The organism is Nitrosomonas sp. HPC101 (genome assembly GCF_009833125.1).
In the GTDB taxonomy this organism is placed as follows: domain Bacteria; phylum Pseudomonadota; class Gammaproteobacteria; order Burkholderiales; family Nitrosomonadaceae; genus Nitrosomonas.
In genome coordinates this window covers 104,469-119,529 of sequence record NZ_QRCC01000009.1, presented here as the reverse complement: position 1 = coordinate 119,529, position 15,061 = coordinate 104,469, and the positions used below count along the sequence as shown (strand labels likewise).

The window sequence follows — 15,061 nt, the reverse complement described above, 5'->3', positions numbered from 1 at the left end:
GTGATGACTGAATCAATCAGCGCTTCCCTCAATTTACCGGGAAAGGATATATGCGATTTCTACAGTTTTTGATCGTGCTTTGGGCGGGTTTGCATGCGCAGTGGGCGCTGGCGTTTTTACCGATCCAGCATTGGCAGATGGCAAACGGGGTACAGGTCTATTTTGTTGAAAATCATGATTTGCCGATTCTTGATCTCAGTATTGAATTTCCGGCAGGTAGCAGTACCGATACAGCGGAAACTTCCGGTCGTGCCAATCTGGTGCAGCGATTAATGGGTATGGGCGCGGGTGGGTTATCTGAAGATCGGATTGCCGAAACATTGGCGGATACTGGCGCTGAGCTGGGTGGAACATTTGATCTGGATCGGGCAGGTTTGTCGCTGCGCACGCTGAGCCATCAAAAGGAGCGGTCACGTGCGCTGGATGTACTCGCGCAAATCGTTCAGCGCCCTGAGTTTCCTGAACAAATACTGGAACGGGAGCGTGCGCGCATGATCTCTGCGCTCAAGGAGGCGGATACCAAACCGGAAGTCATTGCTGACCGGGTTTTGATGAAACTGCTATATGGCAAGCATCCTTACGGTTTGCGTGGTTCTGGAGAGCCGGATACGCTTGCGGTACTGAAGCGCCAGGATCTGGTTGATTTTTATCGCGCGCACTACACAGCCGGTAATGCGGTGATTGCTATTATTGGTGATATCAAGCGTGATGAAGCCAATCATATTGCAGAGATGCTGACTGAGAACTTGCCAAGTGGAAAAACAGACAGTAGTTTGCCAGCGGTTGAGAAACCGGAACCCGTTACCCAAAAAATTGCTCACCCAGCTACGCAAAGCCATATTTTGTTAGCTTATCCGGGGTTGAGCCGCAAGGATGCCGATTATTTTCCTTTATTGGTTGGCAATTACATTCTGGGTGGGGGCGGCTTTGTATCTCGTTTGATGAAGGAAATTCGTGAAACACGCGGGTTGGCATACAGTGTTTATAGTGTTTTTATGCCATACCAGGAAAAAGGACCTTTTGAAATTGGTTTGCAGACGAAAAAAGAACAGGCGGAACAGGCGTTGCAATTGACACGGAAAACGCTCGAGGATTTTGTTGAACATGGGCCGACTGCAGCAGAATTACAGGCTGCTCAGCAGAACATTGTGGGCGGTTTTCCTTTACGCATTGACAGTAACCGGAAAATACTTGGTTATCTGGGGGTGATTGGATTTTATGATTTGCCGCTGACTTATCTGGAAGATTATGTAAAGGCCGTAGAAAAGGTAACGGTAGCGCAGATTAAAGATGCATTCCAGCGACGCATTAATCCCGCGGGGATGGTGACGGTGGTGGTGGGTGCAGAGCAGAAGCAGACTGCTCCTGATTTTTCGTGTTGTTAGCAGGTAAAATCCGTATTATTGGCGGGCAATGGCGCAGCAGACTGCTTCAATTCTCTGATGATAAGTTGCTGAGACCAACGCCGGATCGTGTCAGGGAAACATTGTTCAACTGGCTGGGGCAGGATTTGGCTGGTATGCGCTGCCTGGATCTGTTTGCCGGGAGTGGTGCACTGGGATTTGAAGCAGCATCCCGTGGAGCGAAACAGGTAACCATGGTCGAACAAAACATCAAAGCTGTTCGCAATCTGCGCAACACGATTGAAAAACTGGATGCTGCGCAGGTGAAGCTTGAACATGCGGATGCCCGGGTGTTTCTTGCGGGTAATTTTGAACGCTACGATATTATTTTTGTGGATCCTCCGTATGCCTCCGGATTGGCGGCCGAAGTGTTACCACTACTTCCTGAGAAATTGGAGAAAAACGGTCTGATTTATGTTGAAAGCAGCGACAAGCTGTTGCAGGAAAGTAACTGGTCGATCTGGAAACAAGGTCGGGCAAGCCATGTTCATTACTGTCTGTTAACGCTGAATTTTAATGGATAAAGTTATTTACCCGGGCACTTTTGATCCGATTACCCATGGACATGAGGATCTGGTGCATCGAGCATCCAGGTTGTTTGACCAGGTGGTGGTGGCTGTTGCTGCGAACAGTGGGAAAGCCCCTTTCTTTTCGCTGGAAGAACGGGTGGAAATGGCTAGAGATGTACTGGCCGGGTATGTCAATGTTGAGGTAACCGGATTCTCCGATTTGCTGATGGAATTTGCACGGCAGCAGGATGCTCGCATCATTGTGCGCGGCCTGCGTGCCGTATCCGATTTTGAATATGAGTTCCAGCTGGCTGGGATGAATCGCGGCCTGTATCCGGATGTGGAAACGATTTTTCTGACACCGTCTGAACAATATATGTTTATCTCCGCTACGATCGTGCGTGAAATTGCACGTCTGGGAGGAGATGTAAGCAAATTTGTTCATCCCTTCGTGATAGAGCGGCTGTGTCGGAAAAAAATAGAAATGAAGAGTGGAGAGTAACGAAAATGGCGCTGATCATTACTGATGAATGTATTAATTGTGATGTATGTGAACCGGAGTGCCCTAACCGGGCAATTTCACAGGGTGAGGAAATTTATGAAATTGACCCGGATCTGTGCACGGAATGCGTGGGACATTACGATACGCCGCAGTGTGTGGAAGTTTGCCCGGTCAGCTGTATCATTACTGACCCTGGCAGGGTCGAAAATCACGAACAACTGCTGGAGAAATACCGGGGTTTGACTACTGACGCGAACCAAGCTCCTCGGGGATCGCGTAGCGCCGCGGACCAAAAATAGCCGTTCCTATTCTGACCATTGTGGCACCTTCTGCAATGGCATTTTCCAGATCTTCCGACATGCCCATTGATAGCGTATCCAGGTTAAACCCTTGTTGTTTGAGCTGTTCGTAAACCTCGCGCATCATCTGAAATTGTTCACGTTGCAGTGCAGTTACCGCGGTCAGTTCCGGGACCGCCATGATTCCGCGCAGTTGCAGTCGCGGCTGTTCGCTGACAAAAGTGGCCAGTGCTGCCGCTTTCTCCGGATCGATTCCGCTTTTGGTGATTTCTCCGCTTACGTTGACCTGTACGCAGACTTGCAGTGGCGGTAATGATTCCGGTCTTGCTGCTGAAAGACGGGTTGCGATTTTTTCCCGGTCAATGCCGTGCACCCAGGAAAAGTTCTCGGCGATCAGTTTGGTTTTGTTGCTTTGAATCGGACCGATAAAGTGCCATTCGATTGGCAGGTCTGACAGCGCGCGGATTTTCACCAGACCTTCCTGCAGGTAATTTTCTCCGAACACGGTTTGACCTGCTTCCCAGGCTTCACGCAGCTTGTCTGGTGTATTGGTTTTACTGGCTGCCAACAGTTGCACGCTTTCCGGGTTGCGCCCCGCATTTCTGGCGGCCTCAATAATACGGTTTTTGACATTCTGCAGGCGTGAGGCAATTGTAGTCATGATGAATATGGCAATCTGAATGAGTTAAAAAATATGATGGGTATTGCAGGGAAAGTTTAGCCGATGTTCCCGAAATATATTTAATTCTGTCCGATTTGGTCCGTTTTAGATCAGGTCGGCCGGGTGTGGCCGGAAAAAACATCAATCAGTTGTTATCAAGCAACCCGTATTCTACGAGGCAGAAGGGACATATCGGATGAACATAGTAGAACTACTCTCATTTGTGGTCAAGAATAGCGCCTCTGACCTTCATTTATCTGCCGGCATGCCGCCCATGATCCGGGTGCATGGAGAGATCCGACGCATCAATCTCCCTGTACTGGAGCACAAGGAGGTGCATGATATGGTGTACGACATTATGAATGACAGCCAGCGCAAGGATTATGAAGCGCATCTGGAATGTGATTTTTCGTTTGCCATTCCCGGCTTGGCACGTTTTCGTGTCAACGCCTTCAATACCCAGCGGGGAGCCGCTTCGGTGTTGCGTACCATTCCATCCAGAGTGCTGACACTCGAAGAACTGAAAGCGCCCAAAATATTTGCTGAAATTGCACAACAACCACGCGGCGTGGTGCTGGTTACAGGGCCGACCGGATCCGGTAAATCCACTACCCTTGCCGCCATGATCAATGACATTAACGAAAACCAGTATGGCCATATTCTTACGCTGGAAGATCCGATTGAATTTGTACATGAGAGCAAAAAGTGCCTGATTAACCAGCGCGAAGTTGGGCGGGATACGCATAGTTTCAGCAACGCACTGCGTTCTGCCTTGCGGGAAGATCCGGATATCATTCTGGTGGGAGAGCTGCGGGATCTGGAGACAATCCGCCTGGCGATGACTGCAGCAGAAACCGGTCATCTGGTTTTTGGTACGCTGCATACCAGCTCTGCTGCCAAGACCATCGATCGGGTGATTGATGTCTTTCCAGCCGAGGAAAAGGAAATGATGCGTGCGATGCTGTCCGAATCGCTGCGTGCTGTTATTTCCCAAGCGCTGTTGAAAACAAAGGATGGTAAAAACCGGGTGGCTGCTCATGAAATTATGATCGGTACACCGGCCATTCGTAACCTTATCCGGGAAGGGAAAGTGGCGCAAATGTATTCGGCCATCCAGACCGGTCAGGGAGTCGGGATGCAAACACTCGATCAGAATCTGGCAGATCTGGTGAAGCGTGGTGTCATTTCAGCGGCAGAAGCACGTACCAAAGCCATGAACAAAGATAATTTCTACGGCTAATCAACAGGATTCATTATGGAAAAAGAGCAGGCACTCAAATTCATGCATGATTTACTGCGATTGATGCTGAGTAAAAAGGCTTCAGATTTATTCATTACAGCAGGCTATCCTCCGGCGATGAAGATAGACGGCAAAATGACACCGATCACGCAGCAGCCACTTTCCCCCGTCCATACCGCAGCACTGGCACAAGCCATCATGAACGACAGGCAGATGGTGGAGTTTGAGTCTAGCAAGGAATGCAATTTTGCGATCAGCCCGGATGGAATCGGGCGATTCCGTGTCAATGCGTTTGTTCAGCAGCAGCGGACAGGGATTGTGATACGTACGATCACCACAAAAATTCCAAATTTTGATGATCTTGGATTACCCCAGGTGTTGAAAGAAATTGTCATGAGCAAACGTGGCCTGGTGATTTTTGTTGGTGGAACCGGTTCGGGTAAATCGACCTCGATGGCAGCACTGATCGGCCATCGTAACCAGAACAGCCATGGACACATCATCACGATTGAGGATCCGGTTGAATTCGTGCATGAGCATATCAATTGTATCGTTACCCAGCGGGAAGTTGGTGTCGATACGGAATCGTGGGAAGCTGCATTGAAGAATACGCTGCGGCAGGCGCCTGATGTTATTTTGATTGGTGAAATCCGCGATCGGGAAACGATGGAGCATGCCATTGCTTTTGCCGAGACCGGACATTTGTGCATGGGAACCCTGCATGCCAACAGTGCCAATCAGGCACTGGATCGCATTATCAACCTCTTTCCGGAAGAACGGCGTGCTCAGCTGCTGATGGATCTGTCACTGAATATACGGGCATTGATCGCACAAAGGCTGGTTCCCAAAAAATCGGGCAACGGGCGTACTGCGGCAATCGAGGTGATGCTTAATTCTCCGCTGATTTCCGATCTGATATTCAAGGGAAATGTGCATGAAATCAAAGAAATCATGAAGAAATCAAGCGAGCTGGGGATGCAGACTTTTGATATGGCGCTGTTTGAACTCTACGAGAATGGCACGATTTCCTACGAAGATGCACTGCGTAATGCTGATTCCATGAACGAGTTACGACTGCAAATCAAGTTGCGCGGATCAGAAATCCCTGAACGCGATACCGAGACGAATATGGAGAATTTGACGTTTACCTAATGTCATTCCATTTCTAAATCAAGACTGACTTTGTCGGTCTCACCTTGCCGTATTATTTAGACTGTCTGCGGCTCGCCTTCGTGTCATTTTTGATTTGTAAATGGAATCAGTCGTTGCTGCTGGTGATGATACCGCCGCCCAGACAAACCTTGCTTTCGTAGACTACCACTGATTGCCCGGGTGTGACGCCCCATTGCGGTGCCGCGAAACCAATTTGACAGGAATCATGTTCAAAGTGGGTAATTGCGCAGGGTGCATCTGTTTGACGATAGCGGATTTTAGCTGCATAAACCCAGTTCTGTTGAGGTGCGGTGCCGCTAATCCAGGAAAGATCCGCAGCAGTCAGCGAGGAACGCAGCAGTGCAGGGTGATTGTGTCCCTGTACTACATACAGAACGTTCTTTTCCGTGTCTTTGCCTGACACAAACCAAGGTTCCTCACCACCTTCACGTGTGCCGCCGATTCCCAGTCCCTGTCTCTGCCCGATGGTGTAATACATGATGCCCTGATGCTCTCCTACGGTTTTCCTGTCCAGGGTATGAATTTCACCTGGATTGGCAGGCAGATATCGGTTGAGAAATTCGCGGAAAGGACGCTCACCAATGAAACAAATTCCGGTGCTGTCTTTTTTGGTTGAATTGGGCAACCCATGCTCGCGTGCGATTTTACGCACTTCCCGTTTGTAGAGATGGCCAATCGGGAAGATCGTACGTGACAGTTGCTGCTGATTCAGGCGGTAGAGAAAATAACTTTGATCCTTGTGGCCATCCTCGCCCTTGAGCAATTGAAACAGACCACCGATTTCCTGTACCTGTGCGTAATGCCCGGTTGCAATCCGGTCGGCCCCCAGATTGAGCGCATGATCGAGAAAGGCTTTGAACTTGATCTCACTGTTGCACAGCACATCCGGATTAGGTGTGCGCCCGGCCTGATATTCCTTCAGAAACAGGCTGAAAACCCGTTCGCGATATTCAGCTGAAAAATTTACCGCTTCCAGTGGTATATCAAGAATATCTGCTACGGAGGCAGCGTCGAGAAAATCCTGGCGGGAGGAACAGTATTCATCGGTATCATCTTCTTCCCAGTTTTTCATGAAAAGCCCCATCACGTCGTACCCTTGCTGTTTAAGCAACAAGGCGGCAACGGATGAATCTACTCCGCCAGACATCCCGACCACAACACGCAATTTACTCATTTCATCAGCCGAAAAAATATATTCAGTAATTTTACCCTGCTTCCGACTGAATAATCCGACGTGGCAGGTGGATTTTCAGTTGAAGAAACAAAACAGGACGACTGACAAGTACCCTACTTTCATGCAGTTTTAGATTATTGAGCGCTTTATTGTGAGTTGTTATCCAGCAATATGCCAGATTCCGATTTTGGGGAAACAAGCCGCATGGCATGGTATTGTCATGCGGCTTGTTTTCTTGGCAGATTCGTACTTCCCGGTTACTCCAGGCCGACCAGCTCCACATCGAATATCAGCGCTGAATCGGGAGGAATAACGCCCCCGGCGCCATGAGTACCGTATGCCATGGAGGAAGGAATGACCAAGGTGCGTTTTCCACCTACTTTCATACCTAGCACACCCTGATCCCATCCTTTGATAACCCGTCCGGCACCGAGCAGGAATGAAAAGGGCGTGCCGCGATCGTGGGAGCTGTCAAATTTTGTGCCTCTGTGATCTTCCACGGTGGGGTCATACAACCAGCCCGTATAGTGCACACGGGCAGTTTTACCAATATCGGCTTCCTCACCAGTGCCCGCCTGGGTATCTACTTTTTCCAGTGTTGTTACATCTGCTACATTCACATAGTGTGGTGTCATGTGCTCCCCGGCAGCCTGGATATTGATCGATAAAAACAGACATCCTGAAAAGACGATGCCCGCTAGTTTTTTTACATTCATTATCACCTCTATAAAATAGTATTCATGACTTGGCTGGTTGGATAATTCGAGACTTGCTGCTGGAATTTATTTGTTTGACAGCACAATTTCGAATAACGGGAATTATCCCGGATAATTCATTAGGCGGCACGATGCCTGCACGAGTGTCAATGGTCGGTTGCGCCGCTGTTTTGTCGCTGGATCGGCGTCCATAGACTCACTATGGGTTTCTCCCGGGCAATAAACTGTCGCACAGCCGCCTCACTGTTATTTCGCACCCTAATGGATTACTTAGGATAATAAAACAATTTCCACTGGTCTGGTTTGTTCTGAAGACAGGACATGCAGGGTTGGATGGCCACCCTGCACGCCGGGATTATGAGAACGTACCGGTTCTGCGTTGTTTAATAGATGATAAAAAATGTTCTGCTGAAACCGGTGGGGTAAGTAAGAAACCCTGAATATGGTGGCAGCTGGCTTGTTGCAGAAAATCGAGTTGTGCTTTTGACTGCACACCTTCTGCACGTATTTGTATGTCGAGATTCCGGGCAAGCGCGATAATGGCAGTAATGATTGCGGAGTTACCGGATTTGCAGGCGATATCCTGAACCAGTAACCGGCCGATTTTGATGGTATCAATAGGCAGGCGTCGGAGGTAGTTAAGGGATGAATAGTCGGTACCAAAGTTGTCCATCACAATTTTTATACCCATTTTTTTTAATTCTTTCAGAATTCTGATGCTTCTGTCTACATCCTGCATCAGTATTGATTCGTTAATTTCCAGCTCCAGTTTTGAGGGGTCAAGCCCCGTGGCATGTAACGCTTCAGTGACGTGATTGATTAACAGGAGCTGATCCAGTTCCATAGCGGAAAGATTGACAGCAATGAAGGCGGGATCGAAACCCGCATCCTGCCAGCATTTAACCTGTCTGCAAGCTTCAAGTAGTACCCATCTGCCGATTTTGACGATGGCGCCGGATTCAATTGCGAGCGGAATAAATTTATTCGGGAGAAGGAATCCGAGTTCCGGATGGCGCCAACGAATCAGTGCTTCAGCGCCGATAGCTTTTCTTGTCACGAGATCAAACACTGGCTGGTAATGCAGCACGAGCTCTTTATCGTTGACGATTTTCTGTAATGATTGCTCGATTTTGATTTTTTGTAGTGAGGCTTCACCAATTTCCCGGGTATAAAACTGATAGGTGTTAGGCCAGGTTTTTCTGGTAAGGGATAATGCACTCTCGGCATTGGCCAGTAGTACCTCAATTTCCCTGCCATCACGAGGGTAGAGGCAGATTCCTATTGTCAGGGAGATATAAAACTCAAGATCATGAATGATAAAAGAAGCTGTAGCGAGTGCGAGCAGCTGGTTTGCAAATGCTTGTACCTGATCAATGCTGGCCAGACCGGTTTTTAAAAAAACGAAATTGCCTCCTTCAGTGCGTGCCAGAATGCAGTTGTTATCGGGATAGATGGATAAGCGACTGACAAATTGTTGTATCAGTTGATCACTGATGCTGTAGCCATATTTACTATTGATACTCGACAGTCGGTTGATATCAATGAAGTAAACAGCAGCGATCATTCCACTGGTGACAGTGGTGTTTGACAGCAACGAGGCTGCTTGCTCGCAAAACAGGTTATGCTTGGGCAGGCCGGTCAATTCATCATAATAGGTCATGCGGTAAATATGACCGTCGGCCTGGCGTTTCCTGCGCTTCAGATCCATAAGTTCAAGGCTGCGATTGATAGCCAGTATAAGGCGTGCTGCATGTCCCTTTGGTACACAATCACTTGCCCCATTGCGCAATACTTGAAGTATCACCTCTTCGTCTGTTATCGAGGTATACAGAATAAAAGGTGTTGTCTGGTGGTAGGGTTTGAACAGATTCAGCACTTGCAGGGCATCGAATCCGGGTATTGAGTATTCTGCAATAACTGCATCCCAGCTTGATGTATCCAATGCTGACCGGACGTCGCGTAAACTGTTTGCATGTTGGTAAATCAGCTGTTTTCCGCTGCGATTGAAGGCGGTGTTCAGCTGATTTGCATCGGCTTCGGAATAGCCAATGATCAGGAGTTTTAGTTTTTCATAGAACATTTCAGATTTTCCTGGCACGATATCTTTCGGTATCGGCTCGGATATGAAAAACTTGATTTTGCTTGTAAAAGAGACGAAAAATCCGAGTTGTGTAACAATCAGCTCGTGGTGTGACGCAGTTTTGCCAGGCGTGCCAGTTCGAAGTGTATGAAAGCCAGTGCGGTCAGTGTGGGGGCGAAAAAGTTTAACAATGGTATGAATTGCAATAGCCCTGTCAAAAAACCCAGACTCCAGCGTGCCGGCCGATTCATGCTCGATAGTGTGTTGAGTTCGGAGTTGTCGGCATAGTCACATAGTGCATCGTAGAAAAACAGCCGCTGATTTAAATAGGCTGCTGCCAGTAGCGGCCCCAGCAGGCCGATCCCGGTTAACCATAGTGGTATGGTTACTACCCAGATCATGATAAAAATCGCGATCGCCGATATGACATTACGCAAGCTGCCGGCCACTGTGCCACCCCGCATCGGAGTCAGATCAGGATAGTAACGTTTTGCCACAAAACTGACCAAAGCCGGCATGGTAAACAGTGCGGTAATTACCAGGCTGGTTGTGATTGTTAATATCATAAAAATGATCAGATTGATCATGGTTTCCATCCCGTCGGCGATGACCTGCAGACGTGAGGCTTCCAGCCAGTTTTGCAGCGTGTCTGCCGGGATGATGGTCAGCAGCCAGCCTGATAATGGTGTCCAGAAGAATGTCCCAATCAGCCACCAGAAAACAACTGATGCCAGTATGGGCCAACTCCACAGCCATAGCATGCGAGGGTTGAAAAGGTTGATTGTGGCTTTTGAAAGCGCGCTGAACAATCCAGACATCAGAAATCTCCCGGGTCAAACATTAAAACGTCTGATTCAAAAATGTATACCGCAGCCCTCAATCAGAAGAAGGGTACAGGTTTATTTGTACAAAAATACCTGTCCATTCATGTGCTTTTTCAGAGTTGCGTGTACTTGAAACCTTTATCAGGGATGCTGCACTAATAAGCAGTGCAGGCGTATACTTCAAAGTAACTGTATCACGGATATATGGGGAGCAATGAGTGAAAAAAGTCGATTGGCTTTATCTGTCTTTGATGCTGACTGGAATGACAATGAGTGATGTTTCATGGAGCCATAGTTACGACTATGGCCGTAACTATAGTGGATATTCTTACGGGGACCGTGGTTATTCACAGCGTCATTCACCGCGTTATTATTCAAGAAGACCTAAATTTTCCCTGGGTATCAATTTGGCCAGCTCATTCGGATCTTACGGTCGATTCAGCTACCCTGGTCGGAATGTCGGAATCTATGGAGGGTTTGCCTATGGGCAACATTATCCTCGTTACCGGCAACCTTATTATCGCCCCTATGGTTACTTCGACAACCACTTTTACTGGCCCGCATATCCTCCCGTTGCATATCCTCCGGTTGTAGTCGTGCCGCCTGATCCGCCGGTTTATATCCAGCAGCAGCCTGTCCAGCCGGCACCTCCGCCACCTCCTGAGTCAACCGTTACAAATTACTGGTACTATTGCGAGAATCCTGCCGGTTATTATCCGGAGGTGGAACGCTGTTCGGGTGAATGGATAAAAGTCCCTCCCAGACCCGCTCAATAATGCAGGAGCATATAATGCGCTATTTTTCCAGATTGATTGTTTTGCCGGCTGCAGTTCTTCTGGCAGCCTGTGTGAATGTGCCCACCGGACCGAGCATCATGGTATTACCGGGCAATGGTAAAAATTTTGATCAGTTCCGCAGTGACGATTATTTATGTCGACAGTTTGCCGGCCAGCAAACCAATTTTCAGACCCCCAAGAGTGCGGCGGTGTCCAGCGGAGTGGAAAGTGCAGCAGTTGGTGCAGCACTGGGAGCCGCTGCAGGTGCTGCGTTTGGTGGCGGGCGTGGCGCGGCTATCGGTTCGGGAGCCGGGTTGCTGGGAGGTGGACTGGCGGGAAGTAGCTCGGCACACTCATCCGGTTCCATTAGTCAGGAACGTTACGATATCGCCTACATCCAGTGTATGTATGCCAATGGGCATCGTGTTCCGGTTTCTGCCGGGCTGGTTGAAGGATCGGGTGGTAATGTAAATCAGAGAACTTATTCCTACCCACCTGCTGCATCGGGTCGGTATATTCCTCCCCCGCCATCGGGCTATCCGCCATCCCCTCCGCGATACTGATATGATATTTTCGTACCGGGTCTTGATGAATACATTTCATTGATTTTGTGTGTTAAAATCCAAAGCTTGGAATGCCTGCAAGTCGTTCGGGATGCTATAGCATTCCGAGCATAAATCAGGAAATTTCCGTTTTTGAAAGTGTCGTTTTAATGAATCTTGGTTAAGGAGAAACACATGGCATCAAAAGCTGTTTTTTATCATGCGGGCTGTCCCGTCTGTGTGTCTGCTGAGCAGGCTGTCGCTAATGCTATTGATCCTTCAAAATACACGGTTGAAAATGTTCATCTGGGTACAGATAAAGCACGTATCAGCGAAGCTGAAGCAGCCGGAGTAAAATCAGTTCCGGCGCTTGTAATCGACGGAGCGGCATTCCATATTAATTTCGGTGCCGGTATTGATGATTTGAAATAATAATAATAATTAATTCTGCCAGCAGATGATTTTTTTACTGCTTGCATTTTGAAGGGGCCTTGGAGAAGAAAAGGCCCCTTTTTAATTTCCAGGCTCTATTTTGGAGCGCTCCAGAGCAGCGGCAAAGAAGCCGTCAGTATTATGATGTAATGGGGAGAGTTGTAAAAATTCACCCGTATCGGGCAGGTGGATTTTTTGTTGTGCAAGCAGTTCTCCGCAATCAAGTATGGAGAATTGCGGATGATGTGCTAAGAAATATTCAATCACCTGTTGATTTTCTTCTGGCAGCAGGCTGCAGGTCGCATAAACCAGACGCCCTCCCGGTTTTAGCAGCTTCGCAGCAGCTGTGAGAATGGCTGTTTGTTTTTTTTGCAATTCATTGATGCTGTCCGGACTTTGCCGCCACTTCAAATCCGGATTGCGGCGCAAGGTACCCAGCCCGCTGCAGGGCGCATCGACCAATACCCGGTCAATTTTTCCTGCTAATCGTTTCAGCTTGATATCTTTTTCACTATCAATACGTTGCGGGTGGACATTTGATAATCCTGAGCGCTTAAGGCGGGGTTTGAGATTGTTGAGTCGTTTTTCGGAAACATCAAAAGCATACAGGCGCCCACGCGAATGCATCAGCGCGCCAAGCAGCAATGTCTTGCCACCTGCGCCTGCACAAAAATCCACTACCATCTCGCCTCGTTTGGGCGCGAGCAGAAAACCAAGAATCTGACTGCCTTCATCCTGTACTTCAATTTTTCCGGAAAGGAACAAGGCACTTCGGTTGATTGCCGGTTTACCTGTGAGACGCATACCCACGGGAGAAAAGGGAGTGGGGTGAGCTTCAATTCCTTCCTGCTTCAGTGCGACAATGATTTCTTCACGTTTTACAAGCAGGCTGTTGACACGTATATCCAGTGGCGCTGGCTGTTGTAAAACCTGGCCGAGGCGCAGAATATCTTCATCTGACCAGGATTGTTGCAGTTTTGTCACCAGCCATTCCGGGAATTCTGCCTGTATGAACAGTGGTTGTTCTTCCAGCCTGACTGCTTTGATCTGCTGGATCCATTTGGATTCCGCCTCCCGAATGAGTGGTGTTAGCTCCCGCAGATTCATGCCCTGGAATCTGGTCAGATAAGCCAGTACCAGTTTGCGGGCAGTGCCTTTTTCAGCCAGTACTTCCAGGAAAAACCGGTGTCTGAGGACACCAAAAACAGTTTCTGCGATCGCGTTCCGGTCATTCTGGCCCAGTTGTGGACGATCCTGAAAGAATTGCCGTAACAATACATCGGCCGGCGCCTGCAAGGGCAATATCTTGCGGACAGCAGCAATCAGCAGATCCAGTCGTTCTAGGGTGAGTCGCATAGAGGGTTTAAATGAGTTACTGTGCAGAATCTGCTGGAGATTTGTAATCTATTTTCGTAACGATCTGATCTACTTCCATTCCGTGCTTTTCTGTCGAAATAATGCGTACGGGCAGCATATGATGATCTGTTGCCAGCCAGATTTTTTTCCTGAACGAATCTCCCGGTTCCTGCTGTTTCGTGAGTACGATCGTGGCCAGCTTGCCTATTGGCGTATCCAATGTTTCTTGAGTGACAGCATAGCGAACCAGGTGCAGAACGCGGTAGTCGGTTTCATGTATGCTGACTGTTTGTTGAGGAGGAGCAGTAAAAATGAAATGATAGGCGACACTTAATTCATCCAGTGTTCCTTCCGGCAGGTTTTCCGTTATTTCCTGACCTTTACGGCGATAAATAATACGTGCTTCGTTCCAGTCAAATTCAACTGTGCGTGCTGGTTTTTCACCCCGTTGATCTGAAAAATGCAGAGGCTGCATTCCTTTGTTCGGAATAATCGTGCCTTCACTGTGGCGAATAATACTGCCACGCTTGACCAGTTTGAGAAGTCCGCTGGCTGAAATTTCGCTGTCAAGGGTATAGTGCTGGATCCCGTTTTTATTCTGCACAAGCAGCGTTTCATGTGCCTTGCCCTGGCCGATAAGGCCACTGAGCGTGTAGTCGATATCAATACGTTCAGGTAGATCAGTGGCACAAGCGATACTGCCTGCCCAGAAAAACAGGGCTATGAATAGTGAAAATTTCATGATGTGATCCCGGGAGAATAGAGAACTTTTTGTCCGTCACAGGCTATTCCGGTTTCGACGCGATTTTCTGCCAGGGTCAATTGCCCCTGCAGAAACCAGTTTGCCGCCTGCGGGTAAATACGGTGCTCCTGTGCCAGCACTCTCGCTGCCAGTGTTGCAGGCGTATCATCGGCGAGTACGGGTACAGCAGCCTGGATAATGATAGGACCATGATCCAGTTTTGGTGTAACAAAATGAACCGTGCAACCATGAATTTTGACCCCTTCTTGCAATGCGCGAACATGCGTATCCAGTCCGGAGAATGCCGGCAGCAGGGAAGGGTGGATATTTATCAGCCTGCCCTGATAATGGTTGACGAACGATTCGGACAGGATACGCATGAAGCCAGCCAGAGCAACCAGATCAGGTTGGTAGGTATCGATTATTTCTGCCAGCGCAGAATCGAAAGCCTCCCGTCCGGAAAATGCACGATGATCAATCGCATGCGTCGGAATGCCATGTGCTCGGGAAAATGCCAAGCCTTCTGCCGCCGGATTGTTACTGATAACTGCTGCAACCGGCAGCCCGGCTTCCAGCAATGCCTGCATATTGCTGCCGCGACCGGAAATGAGGATGACCATTGATTGCATGGT

17 protein-coding genes are annotated in these 15,061 nt (G+C 48.6%); 9 read left to right on the top strand and 8 right to left on the bottom strand.

Features of this window, described 5'->3' with window-relative positions; genetic code table 11:
* Positions 1-50: 50 nt before the first annotated feature.
* From ABO04_RS06975 to ABO04_RS06960, 4 genes are read left to right on the top strand one after another with little or no spacing between them, the layout of a single operon-like run.
* The gene (locus ABO04_RS06975) at positions 51-1,385 is read left to right on the top strand and encodes a pitrilysin family protein (RefSeq protein ID WP_160809957.1); all 1,335 of its coding nucleotides are present in this window, start codon (positions 51-53) and stop codon (positions 1,383-1,385) included.
* Positions 1,376-1,927 carry a 16S rRNA (guanine(966)-N(2))-methyltransferase RsmD gene (gene rsmD, locus ABO04_RS06970; protein WP_160809956.1) on the top strand — a complete coding sequence of 184 codons (552 nt, stop codon included), beginning with the start codon at positions 1,376-1,378 and terminating at the stop codon, positions 1,925-1,927. Before ABO04_RS06975 ends, rsmD begins: the two co-directional genes overlap by 10 nt.
* A complete protein-coding gene (coaD, locus tag ABO04_RS06965) occupies positions 1,920-2,414 on the top strand; it encodes a pantetheine-phosphate adenylyltransferase (protein ID WP_160809955.1) in 495 nt (164 codons plus the stop codon). Before rsmD ends, coaD begins: the two co-directional genes overlap by 8 nt.
* A 5-nt stretch (positions 2,415-2,419) precedes the next feature.
* On the top strand, positions 2,420-2,713 hold the full coding sequence (locus ABO04_RS06960; protein WP_160809954.1) for a YfhL family 4Fe-4S dicluster ferredoxin: 294 nt from the start codon (positions 2,420-2,422) through the stop codon (positions 2,711-2,713).
* Here ABO04_RS06960 and ABO04_RS06955 read toward each other — a convergent pair.
* On the bottom strand, positions 2,658-3,374 hold the full coding sequence (locus ABO04_RS06955) for a YggS family pyridoxal phosphate-dependent enzyme (RefSeq protein ID WP_160809953.1): 717 nt from the start codon (positions 3,372-3,374) through the stop codon (positions 2,658-2,660). The two genes, ABO04_RS06960 and ABO04_RS06955, sit on opposite strands and share 56 nt — an antisense overlap.
* 196 nt (positions 3,375-3,570) lie before the next feature.
* Here ABO04_RS06955 and ABO04_RS06950 point away from each other — a divergent pair, with 196 nt between their 5' ends.
* Positions 3,571-4,614, top strand: coding sequence for a type IV pilus twitching motility protein PilT (locus ABO04_RS06950; RefSeq protein WP_160809952.1), 1,044 nt, complete (start codon positions 3,571-3,573; stop codon positions 4,612-4,614).
* Between the two features lie 15 nt (positions 4,615-4,629).
* Positions 4,630-5,766 carry a PilT/PilU family type 4a pilus ATPase gene (locus ABO04_RS06945; RefSeq protein ID WP_160809951.1) on the top strand — a complete coding sequence of 379 codons (1,137 nt, stop codon included), beginning with the start codon at positions 4,630-4,632 and terminating at the stop codon, positions 5,764-5,766.
* 106 nt (positions 5,767-5,872) lie between these two features.
* Here ABO04_RS06945 and mnmA read toward each other — a convergent pair whose 3' ends face one another.
* The 4 genes from mnmA to ABO04_RS06925 form a co-directional block, all read right to left on the bottom strand.
* The gene (mnmA, locus tag ABO04_RS06940; protein ID WP_160809950.1) at positions 5,873-6,961 is read right to left on the bottom strand and encodes a tRNA 2-thiouridine(34) synthase MnmA; all 1,089 of its coding nucleotides are present in this window, start codon (positions 6,959-6,961) and stop codon (positions 5,873-5,875) included.
* A gap of 257 nt (positions 6,962-7,218) precedes the next feature.
* Positions 7,219-7,677: an FKBP-type peptidyl-prolyl cis-trans isomerase gene (locus ABO04_RS06935; protein WP_193565786.1), complete on the bottom strand. Its 459-nt coding sequence runs from the start codon at positions 7,675-7,677 to the stop codon at positions 7,219-7,221.
* Positions 7,678-8,032: 355 nt separating this feature from the next.
* Entirely contained in the window at positions 8,033-9,757 is a 1,725-nt protein-coding gene (locus ABO04_RS06930) for an EAL domain-containing protein (protein WP_160809949.1), read from the bottom strand.
* 98 nt (positions 9,758-9,855) lie between these two features.
* Complete coding sequence (locus ABO04_RS06925) at positions 9,856-10,575, bottom strand: EI24 domain-containing protein (RefSeq protein ID WP_160809948.1); 720 nt, start codon at positions 10,573-10,575, stop codon at positions 9,856-9,858.
* 224 nt (positions 10,576-10,799) lie between these two features.
* Between ABO04_RS06925 and ABO04_RS06920 the strand changes: the two genes are divergently transcribed.
* From ABO04_RS06920 to ABO04_RS06910, 3 genes are all read left to right on the top strand, one after another.
* Positions 10,800-11,357: a hypothetical protein gene (locus ABO04_RS06920; protein WP_160809947.1), complete on the top strand. Its 558-nt coding sequence runs from the start codon at positions 10,800-10,802 to the stop codon at positions 11,355-11,357.
* Between the two features lie 14 nt (positions 11,358-11,371).
* Positions 11,372-11,920, top strand: coding sequence for a YMGG-like glycine zipper-containing protein (locus tag ABO04_RS06915; protein ID WP_160809946.1), 549 nt, complete (start codon positions 11,372-11,374; stop codon positions 11,918-11,920).
* 174 nt (positions 11,921-12,094) lie between these two features.
* Positions 12,095-12,331 carry a thioredoxin family protein gene (locus ABO04_RS06910; protein WP_160809945.1) on the top strand — a complete coding sequence of 79 codons (237 nt, stop codon included), beginning with the start codon at positions 12,095-12,097 and terminating at the stop codon, positions 12,329-12,331.
* 81 nt (positions 12,332-12,412) lie between these two features.
* Here ABO04_RS06910 and ABO04_RS06905 read toward each other — a convergent pair whose 3' ends face one another.
* From ABO04_RS06905 to purN, 3 genes are read right to left on the bottom strand one after another with little or no spacing between them, the layout of a single operon-like run.
* Positions 12,413-13,687, bottom strand: a complete 1,275-nt coding sequence (locus ABO04_RS06905; RefSeq protein ID WP_160809944.1) for an RsmB/NOP family class I SAM-dependent RNA methyltransferase — start codon at positions 13,685-13,687, stop codon at positions 12,413-12,415.
* Positions 13,688-13,703: 16 nt separating this feature from the next.
* Positions 13,704-14,429 carry a DUF3108 domain-containing protein gene (locus ABO04_RS06900; protein WP_160809943.1) on the bottom strand — a complete coding sequence of 242 codons (726 nt, stop codon included), beginning with the start codon at positions 14,427-14,429 and terminating at the stop codon, positions 13,704-13,706.
* Positions 14,426-15,058: a phosphoribosylglycinamide formyltransferase gene (purN, locus tag ABO04_RS06895; protein WP_160809942.1), complete on the bottom strand. Its 633-nt coding sequence runs from the start codon at positions 15,056-15,058 to the stop codon at positions 14,426-14,428. Before purN ends, ABO04_RS06900 begins: the two co-directional genes overlap by 4 nt.
* Between the last annotated feature and the right edge of the window lie 3 nt (positions 15,059-15,061).

What these genes read in the sequence shown, in the direction of transcription:
- coaD (WP_160809955.1), top strand. Translation starts at nt 1,920, where the DNA reads ATGGATAAAGTTATTTACCCGGGCACTTTTGATCCGATTACCCATGGA.
- mnmA (WP_160809950.1), bottom strand. Translation starts at nt 6,961, where the DNA reads ATGAGTAAATTGCGTGTTGTGGTCGGGATGTCTGGCGGAGTAGATTCA.
- ABO04_RS06910 (WP_160809945.1), top strand. Translation starts at nt 12,095, where the DNA reads ATGGCATCAAAAGCTGTTTTTTATCATGCGGGCTGTCCCGTCTGTGTG.
- ABO04_RS06950 (WP_160809952.1), top strand. Translation starts at nt 3,571, where the DNA reads ATGAACATAGTAGAACTACTCTCATTTGTGGTCAAGAATAGCGCCTCT.
- ABO04_RS06935 (WP_193565786.1), bottom strand. Translation starts at nt 7,677, where the DNA reads ATGAATGTAAAAAAACTAGCGGGCATCGTCTTTTCAGGATGTCTGTTT.
- ABO04_RS06945 (WP_160809951.1), top strand. Translation starts at nt 4,630, where the DNA reads ATGGAAAAAGAGCAGGCACTCAAATTCATGCATGATTTACTGCGATTG.
- purN (WP_160809942.1), bottom strand. Translation starts at nt 15,058, where the DNA reads ATGCAATCAATGGTCATCCTCATTTCCGGTCGCGGCAGCAATATGCAG.
- ABO04_RS06975 (WP_160809957.1), top strand. Translation starts at nt 51, where the DNA reads ATGCGATTTCTACAGTTTTTGATCGTGCTTTGGGCGGGTTTGCATGCG.
- ABO04_RS06905 (WP_160809944.1), bottom strand. Translation starts at nt 13,687, where the DNA reads ATGCGACTCACCCTAGAACGACTGGATCTGCTGATTGCTGCTGTCCGC.
- ABO04_RS06960 (WP_160809954.1), top strand. Translation starts at nt 2,420, where the DNA reads ATGGCGCTGATCATTACTGATGAATGTATTAATTGTGATGTATGTGAA.
- ABO04_RS06915 (WP_160809946.1), top strand. Translation starts at nt 11,372, where the DNA reads ATGCGCTATTTTTCCAGATTGATTGTTTTGCCGGCTGCAGTTCTTCTG.
- ABO04_RS06930 (WP_160809949.1), bottom strand. Translation starts at nt 9,757, where the DNA reads ATGTTCTATGAAAAACTAAAACTCCTGATCATTGGCTATTCCGAAGCC.
- ABO04_RS06955 (WP_160809953.1), bottom strand. Translation starts at nt 3,374, where the DNA reads ATGACTACAATTGCCTCACGCCTGCAGAATGTCAAAAACCGTATTATT.
- ABO04_RS06925 (WP_160809948.1), bottom strand. Translation starts at nt 10,575, where the DNA reads ATGTCTGGATTGTTCAGCGCGCTTTCAAAAGCCACAATCAACCTTTTC.
- ABO04_RS06900 (WP_160809943.1), bottom strand. Translation starts at nt 14,429, where the DNA reads ATGAAATTTTCACTATTCATAGCCCTGTTTTTCTGGGCAGGCAGTATC.